The 16,331-nt window shown below is 69.2% G+C and carries 14 protein-coding genes; 6 read left to right on the top strand and 8 right to left on the bottom strand.

Annotated elements, in window-relative coordinates; all coding sequences use genetic code 11:
• The first annotated feature begins 146 nt into the window (after positions 1–146).
• The 3 genes from KDH83_RS22830 (at position 147) to ptsJ (ending at position 2,877) form a co-directional block, all read left to right on the top strand.
• A complete protein-coding gene (locus KDH83_RS22830; protein WP_212320123.1) occupies positions 147–890 on the top strand; it encodes a hypothetical protein in 744 nt (247 codons plus the stop codon).
• A 44-nt stretch (positions 891–934) separates the two neighbouring features.
• On the top strand, positions 935–1,405 hold the full coding sequence (locus tag KDH83_RS22825; RefSeq protein WP_212320122.1) for a WG repeat-containing protein: 471 nt from the start codon (positions 935–937) through the stop codon (positions 1,403–1,405).
• 176 nt (positions 1,406–1,581) lie between these two features.
• Positions 1,582–2,877 (top strand): transcriptional regulator PtsJ, encoded by a 1,296-nt coding sequence (gene ptsJ / locus KDH83_RS22820; protein ID WP_212320120.1) that lies wholly within the window; start codon positions 1,582–1,584, stop codon positions 2,875–2,877.
• 46 nt (positions 2,878–2,923) lie between these two features.
• Here the strand turns inward: ptsJ and KDH83_RS22815 are convergent, their stop codons facing one another.
• The 5 genes from KDH83_RS22815 to KDH83_RS22795 form a co-directional block, all read right to left on the bottom strand.
• On the bottom strand, positions 2,924–3,526 hold the full coding sequence (locus tag KDH83_RS22815) for a 2-hydroxychromene-2-carboxylate isomerase (protein WP_212320118.1): 603 nt from the start codon (positions 3,524–3,526) through the stop codon (positions 2,924–2,926).
• On the bottom strand, positions 3,523–4,851 hold the full coding sequence (locus tag KDH83_RS22810) for an MFS transporter (RefSeq protein WP_212320116.1): 1,329 nt from the start codon (positions 4,849–4,851) through the stop codon (positions 3,523–3,525). The genes KDH83_RS22815 and KDH83_RS22810 overlap by 4 nt, the downstream gene beginning before the upstream one ends.
• A 36-nt stretch (positions 4,852–4,887) precedes the next feature.
• The gene (locus KDH83_RS22805; RefSeq protein ID WP_103271171.1) at positions 4,888–5,667 is read right to left on the bottom strand and encodes an aldolase; all 780 of its coding nucleotides are present in this window, start codon (positions 5,665–5,667) and stop codon (positions 4,888–4,890) included.
• A 107-nt stretch (positions 5,668–5,774) separates the two neighbouring features.
• On the bottom strand, positions 5,775–6,668 hold the full coding sequence (locus tag KDH83_RS22800; RefSeq protein WP_212320114.1) for a LysR family transcriptional regulator: 894 nt from the start codon (positions 6,666–6,668) through the stop codon (positions 5,775–5,777).
• A 122-nt stretch (positions 6,669–6,790) separates the two neighbouring features.
• Positions 6,791–8,275, bottom strand: coding sequence for an L-lactate permease (locus KDH83_RS22795; protein ID WP_212320112.1), 1,485 nt, complete (start codon positions 8,273–8,275; stop codon positions 6,791–6,793).
• A 213-nt stretch (positions 8,276–8,488) separates the two neighbouring features.
• Here KDH83_RS22795 and KDH83_RS22790 point away from each other — a divergent pair, with 213 nt between their 5' ends.
• From KDH83_RS22790 to KDH83_RS22780, 3 genes are all read left to right on the top strand, one after another.
• Positions 8,489–9,328 (top strand): YggS family pyridoxal phosphate-dependent enzyme, encoded by an 840-nt coding sequence (locus KDH83_RS22790; RefSeq protein WP_212320110.1) that lies wholly within the window; start codon positions 8,489–8,491, stop codon positions 9,326–9,328.
• Between the two features lie 111 nt (positions 9,329–9,439).
• Complete coding sequence (locus KDH83_RS22785; protein WP_212320108.1) at positions 9,440–10,966, top strand: argininosuccinate lyase; 1,527 nt, start codon at positions 9,440–9,442, stop codon at positions 10,964–10,966.
• 279 nt (positions 10,967–11,245) lie between these two features.
• The gene (locus KDH83_RS22780; protein WP_212320106.1) at positions 11,246–11,503 is read left to right on the top strand and encodes a hypothetical protein; all 258 of its coding nucleotides are present in this window, start codon (positions 11,246–11,248) and stop codon (positions 11,501–11,503) included.
• Between the two features lie 114 nt (positions 11,504–11,617).
• Here KDH83_RS22780 and prpF read toward each other — a convergent pair whose 3' ends face one another.
• The 3 genes from prpF to KDH83_RS22765 all read right to left on the bottom strand — a co-directional run bounded on the left by prpF (position 11,618) and on the right by KDH83_RS22765 (position 16,210).
• A complete protein-coding gene (gene prpF, locus KDH83_RS22775; protein ID WP_212320104.1) occupies positions 11,618–12,802 on the bottom strand; it encodes a 2-methylaconitate cis-trans isomerase PrpF in 1,185 nt (394 codons plus the stop codon).
• 82 nt (positions 12,803–12,884) lie between these two features.
• The gene (gene acnD / locus KDH83_RS22770) at positions 12,885–15,500 is read right to left on the bottom strand and encodes a Fe/S-dependent 2-methylisocitrate dehydratase AcnD (protein ID WP_212320125.1); all 2,616 of its coding nucleotides are present in this window, start codon (positions 15,498–15,500) and stop codon (positions 12,885–12,887) included.
• Complete coding sequence (locus KDH83_RS22765) at positions 15,500–16,210, bottom strand: GntR family transcriptional regulator (RefSeq protein WP_212320102.1); 711 nt, start codon at positions 16,208–16,210, stop codon at positions 15,500–15,502. The genes acnD and KDH83_RS22765 overlap by 1 nt, the downstream gene beginning before the upstream one ends.
• Between the last annotated feature and the right edge of the window lie 121 nt (positions 16,211–16,331).

Raw genomic sequence — 16,331 nt, 5'->3', positions numbered from 1 at the left:
GTTTAGGGCTGGCCGACGGGGCGATTCGGCAAGCGGCTGAATAATTGCTATCTTCTCGTCGGGCAGACATCCAACCGGCCATGGCCATCCCCGCCATGGCCGCTTGTTCACCGTAACGATCCAGGCTCCCACAGGACTTCCCGCCCATGAGCGCATCTCCCCCCAAGATCGACTTCACCCAACCCCAGCCCTTCCTGCACCCGTTCCCCGATCCGGCCGACGTCTTCGCCTCCGATCCCGCCCAGGCCGCGAAGCTGCTGCATTCGCTGGTCTCCATCGACCTGTCCGCCGTCGACCCCGCCTGGTCCGGCCGCATCCATCTGCTGAGCCCGGTCGAACCCTACGACGATTACTTCGCCGACGGCGCCGAGGCCTATCACTCCTACTACACCCGCAGGAACTGGATCGGTTTCAGGCTGGGCGAGGACAGCCGCTACGAGCTGCTGGGCGACTGGCGCTGCTTTCAGGCGATGAGCGAGGACAAGACGCGCAGCCAGGATCCCGAGCTGCTCGAACACTACGCCAAGCAGCAACAGTCGTTCGACGAGGTCAAGGCGGCCTATGCCGAGCGCGGCCTGCTGATGAACGTGGACCTGGGCAAGCGCGAGGGCGAGGCGCAGATGCTCAAGTATCGGCTGGCGTTCCTGGAAGACTGGAAGGAATCGCAGGGCGCGGGCAACTGGGCCGATCCCGACCTGTTTCCGCTGGAGTTCGTCGACAACCCGGAGATGGATTGGGAAGATGCGTTTCCGCTGACCGAGGACGGCCGACCGTTCCGCTTCGTGGCGGCGGTGCCGGGCTGGAACTACCGGGATGGTGGGGCCGACCAGATCCTGCTGTTCTACGATCCGCAGACCCGCGTGGCCCTGCAGACGTTCGAATGGAGTTGAATCGGGCTGGCGCGCGGCGCAAGCGCGCGGCCAAGGAGAAAAGAATGCATGTGAAACGCCGCGTCATCGGCGCGATTCTGCTGGGCGCGGCGCTGGGGCCGGCACAGGCGCTGCAATACTGGCCGGCGCAGGAGCAGGATGACGCGCCGCCCAGCTACGACGTCCATGGCCATACGCTGGCCGTGGACGAGCAAGGCCTGGTCTACGTGGATCGCCAGGACCGCCCGGTGCTGCGCCCGTTCATCTACGACAATGGTCCGGACTTTTTCCAGGACGGGCTGGCGCGTCACGTGGAGAACGGCAAGATGGGTTTCCACGATGAGGCCCTGAAAGTGGTGATTCCCGCCCGCTACGATTTCGCCTTTCCTTTCCGGGACGGCAGGGCCCAGGTGGGGATGGATTGCGTCCAGTACCCGGTCGGGGAACACTCCAGCGTGCAGTGCAAGTCCTGGGAGAGCATAGACAAGGCGGGGCGGCTGGTAGAGGGGACGCAGGCGCAGAAGCTCTCCGACTGAGTCCCGGCAGGCAGTCGGCATGCGCGCCGCGCGCTGATCAAACTCCGGAAGGGGTGGGCCGGGCGGCAGGGACCGCCCGCATTTTGCCGCCGCCGTCAATCGTGCCACACTCCGGCATTGGCGCTTCCCTGTCTGGCGAGATAGCCAGCCAATCAGCCCTATTGTCCTGGGACGAAATGAAGATACAAGGAAAGACCGCCGCCGAAATCGTCGATTGCGTGCGCGCGCTGGTGCAGTCGCAGCAGTTGCTGCCGGGCCAGGCGCTGCCGCCGGTGCGCGAGCTGGCGGCGGAACTCGACATCAACCGCAATACCGTGGCGGCGGCGTACAAGCGGCTGGCGGCCGCCGGCATCGCGTTGACGCAGGGACGGCTGGGCACGGTCATTCGCGATCCCTATGGCGCGGGCGAGCAGGAAGGCGCCTTGCCCGATACGCCGCTGACCGATCTGGCCAGCGGCAATCCCCGGCGGGAATGGCTGCCGGACATGGCGCAGGCGTTCGCGACACGGCCGTACCGGCCCCGGCTCTACGGCGAACCGACGGTCAACGCGGGCCTGGAGACCTACGGGCGCGGCTGGCTGGCGCCGGATTGTCCGGGGCCTTTGGAAATCAACGTGACGCACGGGGCGGTGGACGCGATCGAGCGGCTGCTGGCCTCGCACCTAGTGCCGGGCGACAAGGTTGCGGTCGAGAACCCCTGCTTTCTCAGCAGCATCAACACGCTGCGCTCGGCCGGGATGGCGGCGATCGGCGTGGCGATGGACGACGAGGGCATGCTGCCCCGCGCGCTGGAAGCCGCGCTGGAAAAGGGCGCGCGGGCGGTGCTGATCACGCCGCGCGCGCACAATCCCACGGGATGCAGCCTGAGCGAGAAGCGCGCGCGGGCGTTGGCGCGCGTGCTGGCGCGCCATCCGCAGGTCCTGGCCATCGTGGATGATCATTTCGCGCTGCTGTCCAACGCGGCCTATCATTCGGCGCTGCCCACGGGCGCGCCGTGCTGGGCGCTGGTGCGGTCGCTGACCAAGGCGCTGGGGCCGGACATTCGCGTGGCGCTGGTGGCCAGCGACGCGGCCACGTCGCGGCAGCTGCGCTTGCGGCTGGCCTCGGGCACCAGCTGGGTCAGCCATGTCTTGCAGGACATGGTCGAGGCGGCGCTGGGCCAGACCGAGGTGGCGCAATTGATGGCGCGGGCGCGCGAGGACTACGTGCGCCGCCGCGCCTGCCTGGAAGACGCGCTGCGCACGCAGGGCCTGCCGCATGCGGCGCAGGGCGACGGACTCAATCTGTGGATTCCGCTACAGGCGGATGACCAGGCCGTCGCGCTGGCCATGGCGCGGCGCGGCTGGCTGCTGCGCCATGGCGAGGCCTTCTGCGTGCAGGATCCCGTGCCTGGGCTGCGCGTGACCCTTTCCGATATCGAGCCGGAACAGTGCGCGCAACTGGCGCGGGACCTGCGCCAGAGCATCGCATAAGGGGTTGCCCGCGCATATCCCGCCGCGCGTTGCGGCGGGATATGCGTCACGCCGCCGCGATCGCCTCTTCCAGCATCTCCAGCCGGTCCTGGCCCCAGAACAGCTCGCCCGCATAGACATACGACGGCGAGCCGAATACGCCGGCGGCCACCGCCTCGTCGGTGTATTGCCGGTAGCGTTGCTCGATGTCCGGCGCGGCCACCGCGCGCAGCAGGGCGTCGGCGTCCAGGCCCTGCGCGGCCACGATCTCGCGCAGCGTGGGTTCGGACGAGATGTCGCGGTCCTCGCACCACTCGGCATGCAGGATGGCCTTGTACAGCGCCGCCACCGGCAGCCCCTGCAGGTCCGCCGCGATCACGATGCGCGAGGCCTGGTCGGCGTTCGGGCACATATGGGCGGGGTGCGGGTTGACCGGGATGCCCAGCTTGCGGCACCAGCGGCGCAGCTCGGCGACGCGGTAGTTTTGCCGTTCCCGCGAGCGCTGGCCCAGCAGCACGCCGCCGGTGCGCGCGTAGACGTGGGGCAGGTCGACCGGCTTGTAGCGGATGGCCACGTTCTGGCGCCGCGCCAGCGCCTCCAGGCGGTCGGCGCCCAGGTAGGCCCAGTCGGAATTCAGCCAGAAGTAGTAGTCGAGGTGCGACGGTTTCATGGGCGGGCCTCCAGGCGGGCGCCGGCCGGCAGCGCGAAGCGCGTGGGCCGGTGCATGAAGAACGCGCTGGCGATGGCGACCAGGCCCAGCGCGCTCAGATACCAGACAATGTAGCGCGGGTCGCCGCCGCCATAGGCCAGCAGTGACGTGGCGACCAGCGGCGCCAGCCCGCCGCCGATGGCGCCCGACACCTGCACCGCCAGCGAGATGCCGCTGTAGCGCACTTCTGGCGGGAACTGGGCCGAGAACAGACCGCCTTGCGGGCCGTACAGCGCGGCGTAGACCAGGCCCACCGCCACGGCGACCGCCGTCGTGACCGTGGCCGGATCGCGCGTCTGCAGCATCGAGAAGAACATGGGCGCGAACAGCAGGATACCCGCCGCGCCGGCCATGAAGATCCACTTGAAGCCGATGCGGTCGCCCAGCACGCCGCACAGCGGCATGGTGAACAGCGCCAGCGTCGCGCCCCAGACGGTGGCGTCCAGCATGGTGGCGCGCGGGATGCCCAGCGTGCCCGTGGCATAGGCCAGCGAGAAGGTGACCACGGTGTAGAACCAGGTCACTTCGGCCAGCCGGCCGCCGACCACGATCAGCACTTCGCGCGGATAGCGGCGCAGCACCACCAGCGCCGGCACCTCGACCTTGTCGCCCTGTTCGCGCATGCGCTCGAAGTCGGGCGATTCGGCGACCTTGGCGCGGATGAACCAGCCCACCAGCAGCAGCACCACGCTGGCCAGGAAGGGAATGCGCCAGCCCCAGGACAGCATGTCCTCTTCGGGCAGCGCGGCGACCGCGCCCATGGCCAGCGAGGACAGGATCAGGCCCGGCGCCACGCCGGTCTGAGGCAGGCTGCCGAAGAAGCCCTTCTTGCCTTCGGGTGCGTGCTCGACGGCCATCAGGATGGCGCCGCCCCATTCGCCGCCGACCGCCACGCCCTGCAGGAAGCGCATCAGCACCAGCAGCACGGCGGCCCAGTAGCCGATGCTGTCGTAGGACGGGATCAGGCCGATCAGGATGGTGGGGATGCCCATCATGAAGAGCGTGATGAGCAGCATGGACTTGCGTCCGACCTTGTCGCCGAAATGGCCGAACACCACGCCGCCCAGCGGGCGCGCGAAGAAGCCGACGGAATAGGTGGCGAAGGCGGCCAGCGTGCCGCTGATGGGGTCGATGGCGGGAAAGAATATCTTGTTGAAGACCAGGGCCGCGGCGGTGCCGTACAGGAAAAAGTCATACCACTCGATGGTGGTGCCCATCATGCTGGCCAGCCCGGCCGTGACGTAATGGCGGCGCGAGCGCGCCGCCTGCTTTGCAGGCGTAGTCATGGCGACGTCCTTGAAGGAGTGTGGAAGGAGCGGCGCTCAGGCCGGCAGGGCGGGGATGCCGCGCGTCTGGCGGACCCAGTAGTCGAAGGTGGCGCGCACGATGGCCGGCTTGAGCAGGTAGTCGTGCGCCTCGCGCGCCAGCGCGTCATCCACCGGCGTGAGCGGGCCGAAGGCCTGGGCGCGGATCTGCATGCGCGCGGCGCGCTCCAGGTAGACGGACAGATAGGTCGCTTCCTCACAGGACGCGCCGGCGGTCAGGTAGCCGTGGTGCGCCAGGATGATGGCGCGCTTGGCGCCCAGCGCCTCGGAGATCAGCACGCCTTCCTGGTCGGCGATCGGCACGCCGGGCCATTCGCCCAGGAAGGCGCAGTCGTCGTGCAGCGGCGTCATGTCCATCTGCGCGATCACCAGCGGCTGGCGCGCGGCGGCCAGCGCCGAGGCCCAGGGCGAGTGCGTGTGGATGATGGACTGCACATCGGGCCGGGCCTCGTACACCCACAGGTGAAAGCGCGTGGCGGGGTTGGCCATGCCCTCGCCGGTGAGCGTGTGCAGGTCGCGGTCCACTTCGATGAAGTCGGCGGGCGTGGCCTCGTCGAAGCCCAGGCCGAAGCGCAGCGTCCAGTAGGCGCCGGGGCGTTCCGAGCGCACGCTGATCTGGCCGGCCAGCCCGGCCTCCTGTTCCGTCATCGCCAGGATGCGGCAGGCATGGGCCATGGTCTCCTGGATGCTGCGGGGCACGGCGCGCAGGTGCTGCTGCATCTCCTGCGTGGCGCGCTGGTCGAAATACGATTTTTCCCTGAGGGCGGCGGGGTTCATGCGGGGAGTCTCCGTTTTATGGTTCTGTGTTGGCGCGGCATGCGCGCAACCTGACCCTATTGTGGAGAGGGCCGCCGCCGGCAGCCATGCACCTCAGCTCATAGCAGCTATGCCGGGGCGCCGCCGCGCAGCTCGCCGGCCAGCTGTTCGACGCGGCTCAGGAATTCCTTGAGCAAGGGCGTGCGCGGCTTGCCGGCCTGTGTCACCGCCACCACGCGGCGGCGCAGCAGCGGCCGGGCCACCGGCAGCTTGCGCAGGCCGTAGTCGTCCAGCAGCTTGTCAGGGATGCGGGCGGGCAGGATGCAGTCGCCCACGCCCGAGGACACCAGCCTGAGCATGGCGTCGATGGTCTCGGCCTCGGCGGCGAAATCCGGCTGCAGGCCGGCGCTCTGGATCATGCGGCGCAGCGCGTAGTGCGGCGGAAAGCCGACCAGCCGCAGTGACAGCGCGGCCAGGTCCTGCGGGCCGGACAGCGGACTGTCGTGGCGCACGATGAGCGCCATGTCGTCGTCGAACAGGGGACAGGATTCCAGCGTGCCGGAATCCACCGCCGAGTCGTAGACCAGGCCCAGGTCGGCCTTGCCGCTTTCCACCAGGGCCACCACTTCGGGCGAGCTGCGGCCCATGATGGACAGGTTCACCGATGGATGCGCGCTGACGAAGCCGGCCACCAGGTCGGCGGTGTAGTAGTAACTGAGGGTGTGCACGGCGGCCAGTCGCAGCGTGCCCTGCGTCACGCCCTGGTGCCGCATGCGCTCGACCGCCAGGTCGATGCCGCGGTAGGCCGGCTGGGTGGCATCGTAGAGCAGCTTGCCGGCCTCGGTCAGCTCCACGCCGCGCCCGGTGCGCAAGAACAGCGGCTGGCCGATGCGGGCCTCCAGCGAGGCCAGCTGGCGGCTCAGTCCCGATTGGGTCTGGTCCAGCGCGTCGGCCGCGCGGGACAGGGACCCCAGTTCCGCGATGCAGATGAAATAGCGTAGCTGCCTGTCCATGGTTTCCATCCCGTTCCCCTCGTGCTCTTGTGCGGACCCGGCGATGATACGGGCCGCTTGCCGGTCGCGCGATCGGGACTAACGCGGCCCGCGACGTGGCAGGCTTGCCGGTGTCGTGCGCGGCTTGCCGCTCAAGGCCGGGGCGACAGCGCGATCGCCAGCGCCATCAGCAGCAACAGCGCCAGCGCGGCCAGCGCGCAGGGCAGCAGCGCCGCGTAGACCTTGCGTTCCTCGCCACGGCCCTCGGCCAGGTTGGCCGCGATCGACATGCGCACCGGCGAGAACAGGCTCATGGCGGTGCCGCTGACATGTTGCAGCGCGGCCACCGCCGGCACGCTCAGGCCGGCCTGCACGGCGATGGCGGTCTGGGCCGGCATGAACAGGCTGTTGGGCATGTTGCCGCTGTTGGTCAGCACGCCGAAGGCGGCAGAGAACAATGGCGCGACGACCACGGCGCCCTGGCCCAGCGCGTCGAACATGCCGCGCGCGAAGGCCTGTGAGATGCCGGCGGCGGCCAGTATCTCGGCCATCATGGCGAACAGGAACACGGTCATCACGGCGTGGCGGCCGGTGGCCCAGGCGGCGCGCGCCTCGCGCGGCAGCCGGGCGGCCTGGCCGCGCAGCGCGGCGGTCAGCACGCCGGCCGCGATCAGCCAGGAGCCGGCGTGCAGCAGCGGTGACCAGGCCGGCAGGTCGGCGTAGGGGGCGATACGGCCGACGGCCGCCAGGGCGGCGCGCCATTCCGGAACCAGGCGCGTCAGCGCCAGCGCCGCGATCAGCGCGGCATAGGGCAGCATGCGGCGCGCGGTCGCGGCGAAGGCGCGGCGGTCCGGGCGGCGGTCGAGCAGATAGCGCAGCGTGATCAGCGGGCCGTAGGCGGCCAGCAGCGCGGTCTCGGGGCCGAGCCAGGCGGTGAACGCGGCGAGCAGGGCCAGCGCGGCCGCGATCCAGCCGGCTTCGCGCAGGCGCTCCGTGGCTTTGCCGCCCGATTGCGGATCGAAACCGGCCCGGCTGGCGGTGCGCCAGTACAGCGGCAGCCACACCAGCGCCATCAGCGCGGCGCTGGGAACCATCGCGTATAGCGCCAGTTCCGTGCCGGTCATGCGCGCATAGGCCGAGGCCAGCAGCGTGCCGCTGCTCATGGCGCCCCAGGGGATCAGCGTCTGGCTCAACAGCGCGAAGACCATCAGGTGGCGCGGCGCGATGCGCTGGCCGCGCAGCAGCGCCACGGTGCCCAGCATGCCCACGCCGAAGCCGGTGGCCGCCTCGGCGTAGGGGCCGACCAGGAAACAGGCGAAGAACAGCAGGCGACGCCGGTCGCGGGCGTCGGCGGGGCTTGCCGCGCCGCCGTCCGCCTGCGCGCTGGCGCCGTGCGCGGCCGCTTGCCAGAACAGCAGCCCGCCCAGGATGTAGGGCGCGATGGTGGCGCCGATCCAGGCGCCGCGTTCCAGAGCCTGGACCAGCTGCGCGCCGCCGAAGGCCGTGTCGCCGGCGTAGATGGCCACGGGCACCGTGGCCAGCAGTCCCAGCGCGGCGGCCTGCGTGGCGTTCAGCCGCGCGATGGCGATCGCGCCGGCGATGACGAGCATGGGGAGCGACCACAGCAGGTAGTTCATTCGGCGTCCAGCGACGGAAGTGGGGCGGCCGGTCCGGTCGATGCGGCGCGCGTGAGGCAGAGAGAGTAACGCAGCCGGCGGACGCGTCGGTACAAGCCCGCGTTGGCGTCATGTCATTCATGCATCGCGGCTCTCGGCGCGTGATAATATTTGACCTATGACAAAAACGAAGCGACGCCGACAATGCATCGCTTCGATGCGCGAGGTTCAGGCATGAGCGAAGCAATCGATCAGGAGGCGGGCGACGCGCCCGCGCAAACCCAAACCCAGCATGACCAGCACGGCCGCTGGCCGCGCGCCGAGTCGGTGGAGGATTTCCGCCGCAACCTGGCCACGGTCAACCAGCGCATCGCCGACGCGGCCCGCCGCGCCGGGCGCGCGCCGGACAGCGTGCGCCTGCTGCCGGTAAGCAAGACGGTGGACGAGGCGCGCATCCGCCTGGCCTACCAGGCCGGCTGCCGCTACCTGGGCGAGAACAAGCTGCAGGAAGTGTCGCGCAAATGGGAAGCCATGGCTGACCTGACGGACCTGCGCTGGTCGGTCATCGGCCATCTGCAGACCAACAAGGCCAAGCTGGTGGCGCGCTACGCGGCCGAGTTCCAGGCGCTGGACAGCCTGCGCGTGGCCGAGGCGCTGGATCGTCGCCTGCAGGCCGAGGGCCGCGCGCTGGACGTGTACGTGCAGATCAATACCTCCGGCGAGGCCAGCAAGTACGGCCTGCAGCCCGACGAGGCCGCGGCCTTCCTGCGGCAGATGCCGGCCTATTCCGGCTTGCGGGTGCGCGGCTTCATGACGCTGGCGCTGTTCTCGGCCGAGGCCGAGCGCGTGCGCCAGTGTTTCGTGCTGCTGCGCACGCTGCGCGACCGGCTGCGCCAGGACGCGCCCGCAGGCGTCGGGCTGGACGAGTTGTCGATGGGCATGTCGGGCGACTACGAAATCGCCATCGAGGAAGGCGCCACCGTGGTGCGCGTGGGGCAGGCCATCTTCGGCGCGCGCAATACGCCGGATTCCTATTACTGGCCGACCGAGGACGGCGCCCCGCCGCCCGCTTGAGAAAGGCGCGCCTTGGCGCAGCCGACAGGATCTGCGTATAAGCACAAGCCTGGGTGTCGCGCCGGCCCGGGGCTGACTACACTGGCCGGCATTGCCTCCGCCGAGACCGCCATGTTCACACGCCTCGTCCTTGCGCTTGCGCTCGTCCTGACCGCTGCCTGCGCGACCGCGCAGACCGAGTCCAAGCCCGTCCAGCAGCGCGATCCCTTCTATTGGCTCGGCGAGATCAACAAGGCCACGCTGGTCATCAATACCGACCAGGGCCTGCTCGACAAGAGCATGGCGCCGAGGCTGGCGGCGGGGCTGGCCAAGGTGCTCGAGGCGGGCGCCCAACCCGGCGCCCGGCGGCCGTCCACGGTGATCTCGTTCGAGCCGCTGCTGATCAAGGCGGCGGGCGAGGACGTGACCCTGCTGCATGCCGGGCGCTCCAGCCAGGACATGCACGCCACCTACCGCAGCGCCATCCTGCGCGACAAGCTGCTGGAACTGGCCGATCAGCTGAACCAGACCAGCGCGACGCTGGTGGCGCTGGCAGGCCGCCATGCCGCCACCATCGTGCCCAACTACACCAACGGCGTGGCCGCGCAGCCCAACAGCTACGGCCACTACCTGCTGGGGCAGGCGGCGGGGCTGCTGCGCGATGCGCAGCGCATCCGCGAGGCGTATGTCCGCATCGACCGTTCGCCGATGGGCACCACGGTGCTCAACGGCACCAGCTGGCCGCTGGACCGCGAGCGCATGGCGCGCTATCTGGGCTTCGAGGCGCTGGTGGAAAACGCCTACGACGCCGCGCAGATCTCGTCCATGGACCAGCCGGTGGAGGTGGCGTCTATCGTCGCCAGCATCGCGCTGCGCACCGGCAACTTCGTCGAGGACGTGATGACGCAGTACGCGCAGTCGCGCCCGTGGATCCTGCTGGAAGAGGGTGGCGGCAATACCTACGTGTCCAGCGCCATGCCGCAGAAGCGCAACCCGGGCCTGCTCAACGACACGCGCAGCGATGCGTCCACGGCGCTGACGCTGGCGATGGGGCCGCTCCTGCAGACGCACAACATCACGCCGGGCATGAGCGATCCAAAGGACGTGAAGCAGAACTCGGCGATGGTGGACAGCGGCATCGCGGCGCTCAAGCGCTGGGACCGCGTGCTCAAGGCCCTGGTCATCAGCCCGGACCGGGCGCTGGAGGAGCTGAACAGCGATTGGACCGCCTCGCAGGAACTGGCGGACCTGCTGATGCGCAAGTACAAGCTGCCGTTCCGCGATGGCCATCATTTCGCGTCGGAAGTCGTGGCCCATGCCAAGACCCACGGCATCAAGCCGCTGGATTTTCCCTACGCCGAGGCGCGCCGCATCTATGCCGAGGCGCAGAAGGATTCGAAGTACGGGACCGAGCTGCCGATGAGCGAGGCCGAATTCCGCGCCGCGCTGGATCCGGTGGCCATCGTGAACAGCCGCGCCACCATCGGCGGCCCGCAGCCCGCCGAGATGGCGCGCATGCTGAAGGACGCGGGCGCGCGCCTGGCGGAGCAGGATGCGTGGATCAAAACACGCCGTTTGCATATACAGCAGGCGTTGGACGGACTGGATCGGCAATTCGACGTAATAGTCTCTAGTGCGGCGCAGCAGGCCGCGAACTAGCCTCGGGCCTCGGCAATTTCCGGTGTGTTGCGGCGCATGGTCGGCGCCGCAATGTCTTTCGCGCGCGCTCTTTCCGGTCGTGCTGTTGCGGCGCAATTAAGGGAAAGTCTCAAGCGCAGAGTCCTAGACCGCACCATTAAATTCGATGTGCGTAGGTCGTTAATGCAATGAAGGTCGGCCGGCTTATCGAATGCCGGCGCTTCGTTGTCAGGAGGCGCCATGATTACGCCACGTCGTTGTCTACCGGTCTTGCTCCTCAGCGTCGCCGGCGCTGTATCCATGGTCCATGCCCAGGGCGGAGAGATCCGTTTCTACGGCGCCGTCGTGGAGCCCGCGAGCTGCTTGCCCAAGACGCGTCCGGGCAGCCTGCAGGTCAGCGTCGAATGCGAAGCCGAGCGGGCCCGCGCGGCGGGCCGGCCCGTGGACGCATCCATGCGCAGCGCCAGGCACGTGCAGGTGCGCGTGGACCCGCTCCCGGCGCGCGAAGGCGCGCAGGGCAAGACCAGGAACTATGTCGTCACGCTGTCCTATCTGTAGGATGCGCGGCGCATAGCCGGGGCGGGCGCAAGGCCCGCCTCGCCCGGCCCGCGAGGATGCCGGGCATTGCGCGCTTCTTGCCAGGCGCGGCCGGGGACGGCTTTTTCCCGAGGATCAGAAGCCTACGCGCGGCACGTGCACGCGGCCTTCCATCAGGATGCGGGCGCTGCGGCTCATGATGGCCTTGGTGACCTTCCATTCGCCGTCCACCAACTGTGCCTGCGCGCCGACGCGCAGCGTGCCCGAGGGGTGGCCGAAGCAGACCTGGTCGCGCTCGCCGCCGCCGGCGGCCAGATTGACCAGGGTGCCGGGCACGGCCGCCGCCGTGGCGATGGCGACCGAGGCGGTGCCCATCATGGCGTGGTGCAGCTTGCCCATGGACAAGGCGCGCACCAGCACGTCGATGTCGCCGGCGCCGATCTTCTTGCCGCTGGAGGCCACGTAGTCGCGCGGGCGCGCGACGAAGGCGACCTTGGGCGTGTGCTGGCGGGACGCGGCCTCTTCCAGCGACTTGATCAGGCCCATGCGCAGCGCGCCGTGGGCGCGGATGGTCTCGAAGCGCGCCAGCGCGGCGGCGTCGCCGTTGATGTCTTCCTGCAGTTCGGCGCCGGTGTAGCCCAGCGCCTCGGCGTCCAGGAAGATGGTGGGAATGCCGGAGTTGATCATGGTGGCCTTGAAGGTGCCCACGCCGGGCACTTCCAGGTCGTCCACCAGCTTGCCGGTGGGGAACATCGAGCCGCCGTCGCCATCCTCGGCCGGGTCCATGAACTCCAGCTGCAGCTCGGCGGCGGGGAAGGTCACGCCGTCCAGTTCGAAGTCGCCGGTTTCCTGCACTTCGCCGTTCGTCATCGGCACGTGGGCGATGATGGTCTTGCCGATATTGGCCTGCCAGATGCGGATGGTGGCGATGCCGTCGCGCGGCACGCGGGCCGGGTCGACCAGGCCGTTGCTGATGGCGAAGGGGCCGACGGCCGCCGACAGGTTGCCGCAGTTGCCGCTCCAGTCGACGAAGGCCTGGTCGATGGAGACCTGGCCGAACAGGTAGTCGACGTCGTGGCCGGGCCGGCTGCTCTTGCCGATGATGACGGTCTTGCTGGTGCTGGAGGTGGCCGCGCCCATGCCGTCGATCTGCTTGCCGTAGGGGTCGGGGCTGCCGATCACGCGCATCAGCAGCGCGTCGCGCGCGGCGCCGGGGGCGCGGGCCGATTCGGGCAGGTCGTCCAGCTTGAAGAACACGCCTTTGCTGGTGCCGCCGCGCATGTAGGTGGCGGCAATCTTGGTCTGGGGAGCGTGGGCCATGTCGCGGTCCTCGGGGTCTGTCGGGTTGATTGGGGGAGGCGGGCGCGCCGGGATCGGAGCGCCCGCTGGCCGTGGCCTGGCCTCAGCCGGCCTGCTTGGCCGCGCCGGCCGATTCGGCTTCCAGGAAGTCCTGGGCGAAGCGCTGCAGCACGCCGCCGGCTTCGTAGATGGAGACTTCCTCGGCCGTGTCCAGGCGGCAGGTCACCGCGGCTTGCACGGTGTCGCCGTTGGCGCGGTGGATGACCAGGGTCAGGTCGGCGCGCGGCTTGCGCTCGCCGATCACGTCGTAGGTCTCGGTGCCGTCCAGCGCCAGCGTTTTGCGGTCGACGCCGGGCTTGAACTCCAGCGGCAGCACGCCCATGCCGATCAGGTTGGTGCGGTGGATGCGCTCGAAGCCCTCGGCCACGATGGCTTCCACGCCGGCCAGACGCACGCCCTTGGCGGCCCAGTCGCGCGACGAGCCCTGGCCGTAGTCGGCGCCGGCCACGATGATCAGCGGCTGCTTGCGGTCCATGTAGGTCTCGATGGCTTCCCACATGCGCATGACCTGGCCTTGCGGCTCGACGCGGGCCAGCGAGCCCTGCTGCACCGTGCCGTCGGCGTTCTTCACCATTTCATTGAACAGCTTGGGGTTGGCGAAGGTGGCGCGCTGCGCGGTCAGGTGATCGCCGCGATGGGTGGCGTAGGAGTTGAAGTCCTCTTCCGGCAGGCCCATCTTGTGCAGGTATTCGCCGGCGGCGCTGTCCATCAGGATGGCGTTGGACGGCGACAGGTGGTCGGTGGTGATGTTGTCGCCCAGCACGGCCAGCGGGCGCATGCCGCGCAGCGTGCGCGCGCCGGCCAGCGCGCCTTCCCAGTACGGCGGGCGGCGGATATAGGTGCTCTGCGGGCGCCAGGGGTACAGCGGATCGACGGCGGCGCGGCGCTCGTCCTGGATGCCGAACATGGGCGCGTAGACCTTGCGGAACTGCTCGGGCTTGACGGAGGCCTTGACCACGGCGTCGATCTCGGCGTCGGTGGGCCAGATGTCCTTGAGCCGGATCTCGCGGCCGCTGGCGTCCGTGCCCAGCACGTCGCGCTCGATGTCGAAGCGGATGGTGCCGGCGATGGCGTAGGCCACCACCAGGGGCGGCGAGGCCAGGAAGGCCTGCTTGGCGTAGGGGTGGATGCGGCCGTCGAAGTTCCGGTTGCCCGACAGCACGGCGGTGGAATAGAGGTCGCGGTCGATGATCTCCTGCTGGATCTTGGGATCCAGCGCGCCGGACATGCCGTTGCATGTGGTACAGGCGAAGGCGACCACGCCGAAGCCCAGCTGTTCCAGTTCCGTGGTCAGGCCGGCTTCGTCCAGGTACAGCGCGACGGCCTTGGAGCCGGGCGCCAGCGAGCTCTTGACCCAGGGCTTGCGCGTGAGCCCGGCGCGGTTGGCGTTGCGCGCCAGCAGGCCGGCGGCGATCACGTTGCGCGGGTTGCTGGTATTGGTGCAGCTGGTGATGGCGGCGATGATGACGGCGCCGTCGGGCATCAGGCCGGGCTGGTTCTCGACCTTGCCGGCGATGCCGCGCTCGGCCAGGTCCGCGACCGGCAGGCGGCGGTGCGGGTTGGACGGGCCGGCCAGCGTGCGCACCACGGTGGACAGGTCGAAGCGCAGCACGCGCTCGTACTGCGCCTGCGCCAGGCTGTCGGCCCACAGGCCGGCGGTCTTGGCGTAGGTCTCGACCAGCGCGATCTGCTCGTCCTCGCGGCCGGTCAGGCGCAGGTAGTCGATGGTCTGCTGGTCGATGGCGAACATCGCGGCGGTGGCGCCGTACTCGGGCGCCATGTTCGAGATGGTGGCGCGGTCGCCCAGCGTCAGCGCGGCGGCGCCGGCGCCGTAGAACTCCAGGTATGCACCCACGACCTTTTCCTTGCGCAGGAATTCGGTCAGCGTCAGCACCACGTCGGTGGCGGTGATGCCGGGGCCGGGGCGGCCGGACAGTTCCACGCCGATGATGTCGGGCAGGCGCATCCAGGACGCGCGGCCCAGCATCACGTTCTCGGCTTCCAGGCCGCCCACGCCGATGGCGATCACGCCCAGCGCGTCCACGTGCGGGGTGTGGCTGTCGGTGCCGACCAGCGTGTCGGGGTAGGCCACGCCGTCCTGCGCGTGGACCACCGGCGACATGCGTTCCAGGTTGATCTGGTGCATGATGCCGTTGCCCGGCTGCACGATGTCGATGTTGCGGAAGGCCTGCTTGGTCCAGTCGATGAAATGGAAGCGGTCTTCGTTGCGGCGGTCCTCGACGGCGCGGTTCTTGGCGAAGGCATCGGGATCGTCGCCGCCGTATTCCACGGCCAGCGAGTGGTCCACGATCAGCTGCACCGGCACCACCGGGTTGACCTTGGACGGGTCGCCGCCCTTGTCGGCGATGGCGTCGCGCAGGCCGGCCAGGTCGACCAGCGCGGTCTGGCCCAGGATGTCATGACAGACCACGCGCGCCGGATACCAGGGGAAGTCCAGGTCGCGGCGGCGTTCGATCAGCTGCTTGAGCGCGTCCGTCAACTGCGCGGGCTCGCAGCGGCGCACCAGGTTTTCCGCCAGCACGCGCGAGGTGTACGGCAGGCCGTCATAGGCGCCGGGCGCGATGGCCTCGACGGCGGCGCGCGCATCAAAGTAGTCCAGGCGGGTGCCCGGCAGGGGCTTGCGATAGGATTTGTTCATCATGCCTCGGTACGCCGAAGGTTGCCCTGGGCGATCTGTTGTTCGATGTTGAGACGGGATGCGCGGATGTGGCGGCGCATCAGGAGTTCAGCCAGCTCGCCATCGCGGTCGGCGATGGCGTCGAGAATGCGGTGGTGCTCGGCATAGGACTGCCGGGGGCGGTTGGGCGTGGTCGAGTACTGGATGCGGTACATGCGCGCGAGCTGGTAGAGCTCGTCGCACAGCATGCGGAACAGCATCTGGTTGCCGCTGCCCTTGACGATGCGGTAGTGGAAGTCGTAGTCGCCCTCCTGCTGGTAGTAGCCCAGGCCCGCCTGGAATGCCTCGTCGCGCTCGTGCGCTTCCAGCACGCGGCGCAATTCCTGCACCTCGGCGGCCGGCATGCGCTCGGCGGCCAGGCGGCAGGCCATGCCTTCGAGTGATTCACGGATTTCGTACAGCTCGCACAGTTCCTGCTGGCTCAGCGACACCACCCGCGCGCCGGCGTGCGGCACGCGCACCAGCAGCTTCTGGCCTTCCAGGCGGTGCAGCGCCTCGCGCAGCGGGCCGCGGCTGACGCCATGGACGCGGGCCAGCTCGGGCTCGGAAATCTTGCTGCCCGGCGCCATCTCGCCCTTGACGATGGCGGCCTGGATCTTCTTGAAGATCTGGTCCGACAGCGTTTCGCCATCGCCTGGCGCGGCGTTCGGGAGCGTGATGATCTGGCTCATGGTGTCGACAATCTGGCTCGTATTGGCGAGTGGAATGCGGAATTGGCGGGCTTGTCTCGAATAATTGTCAACAATTTACCCGCGAGGCGGGAAAGGCGCAAGCGCGTGGGCGGGTCTGCGC

It is taken from the genome of Achromobacter sp. Marseille-Q0513, assembly GCF_018195695.1.
GTDB lineage: Bacteria > Pseudomonadota > Gammaproteobacteria > Burkholderiales > Burkholderiaceae_B > Achromobacter.
This window is presented reverse-complemented; position numbering and strand designations above follow the sequence as displayed.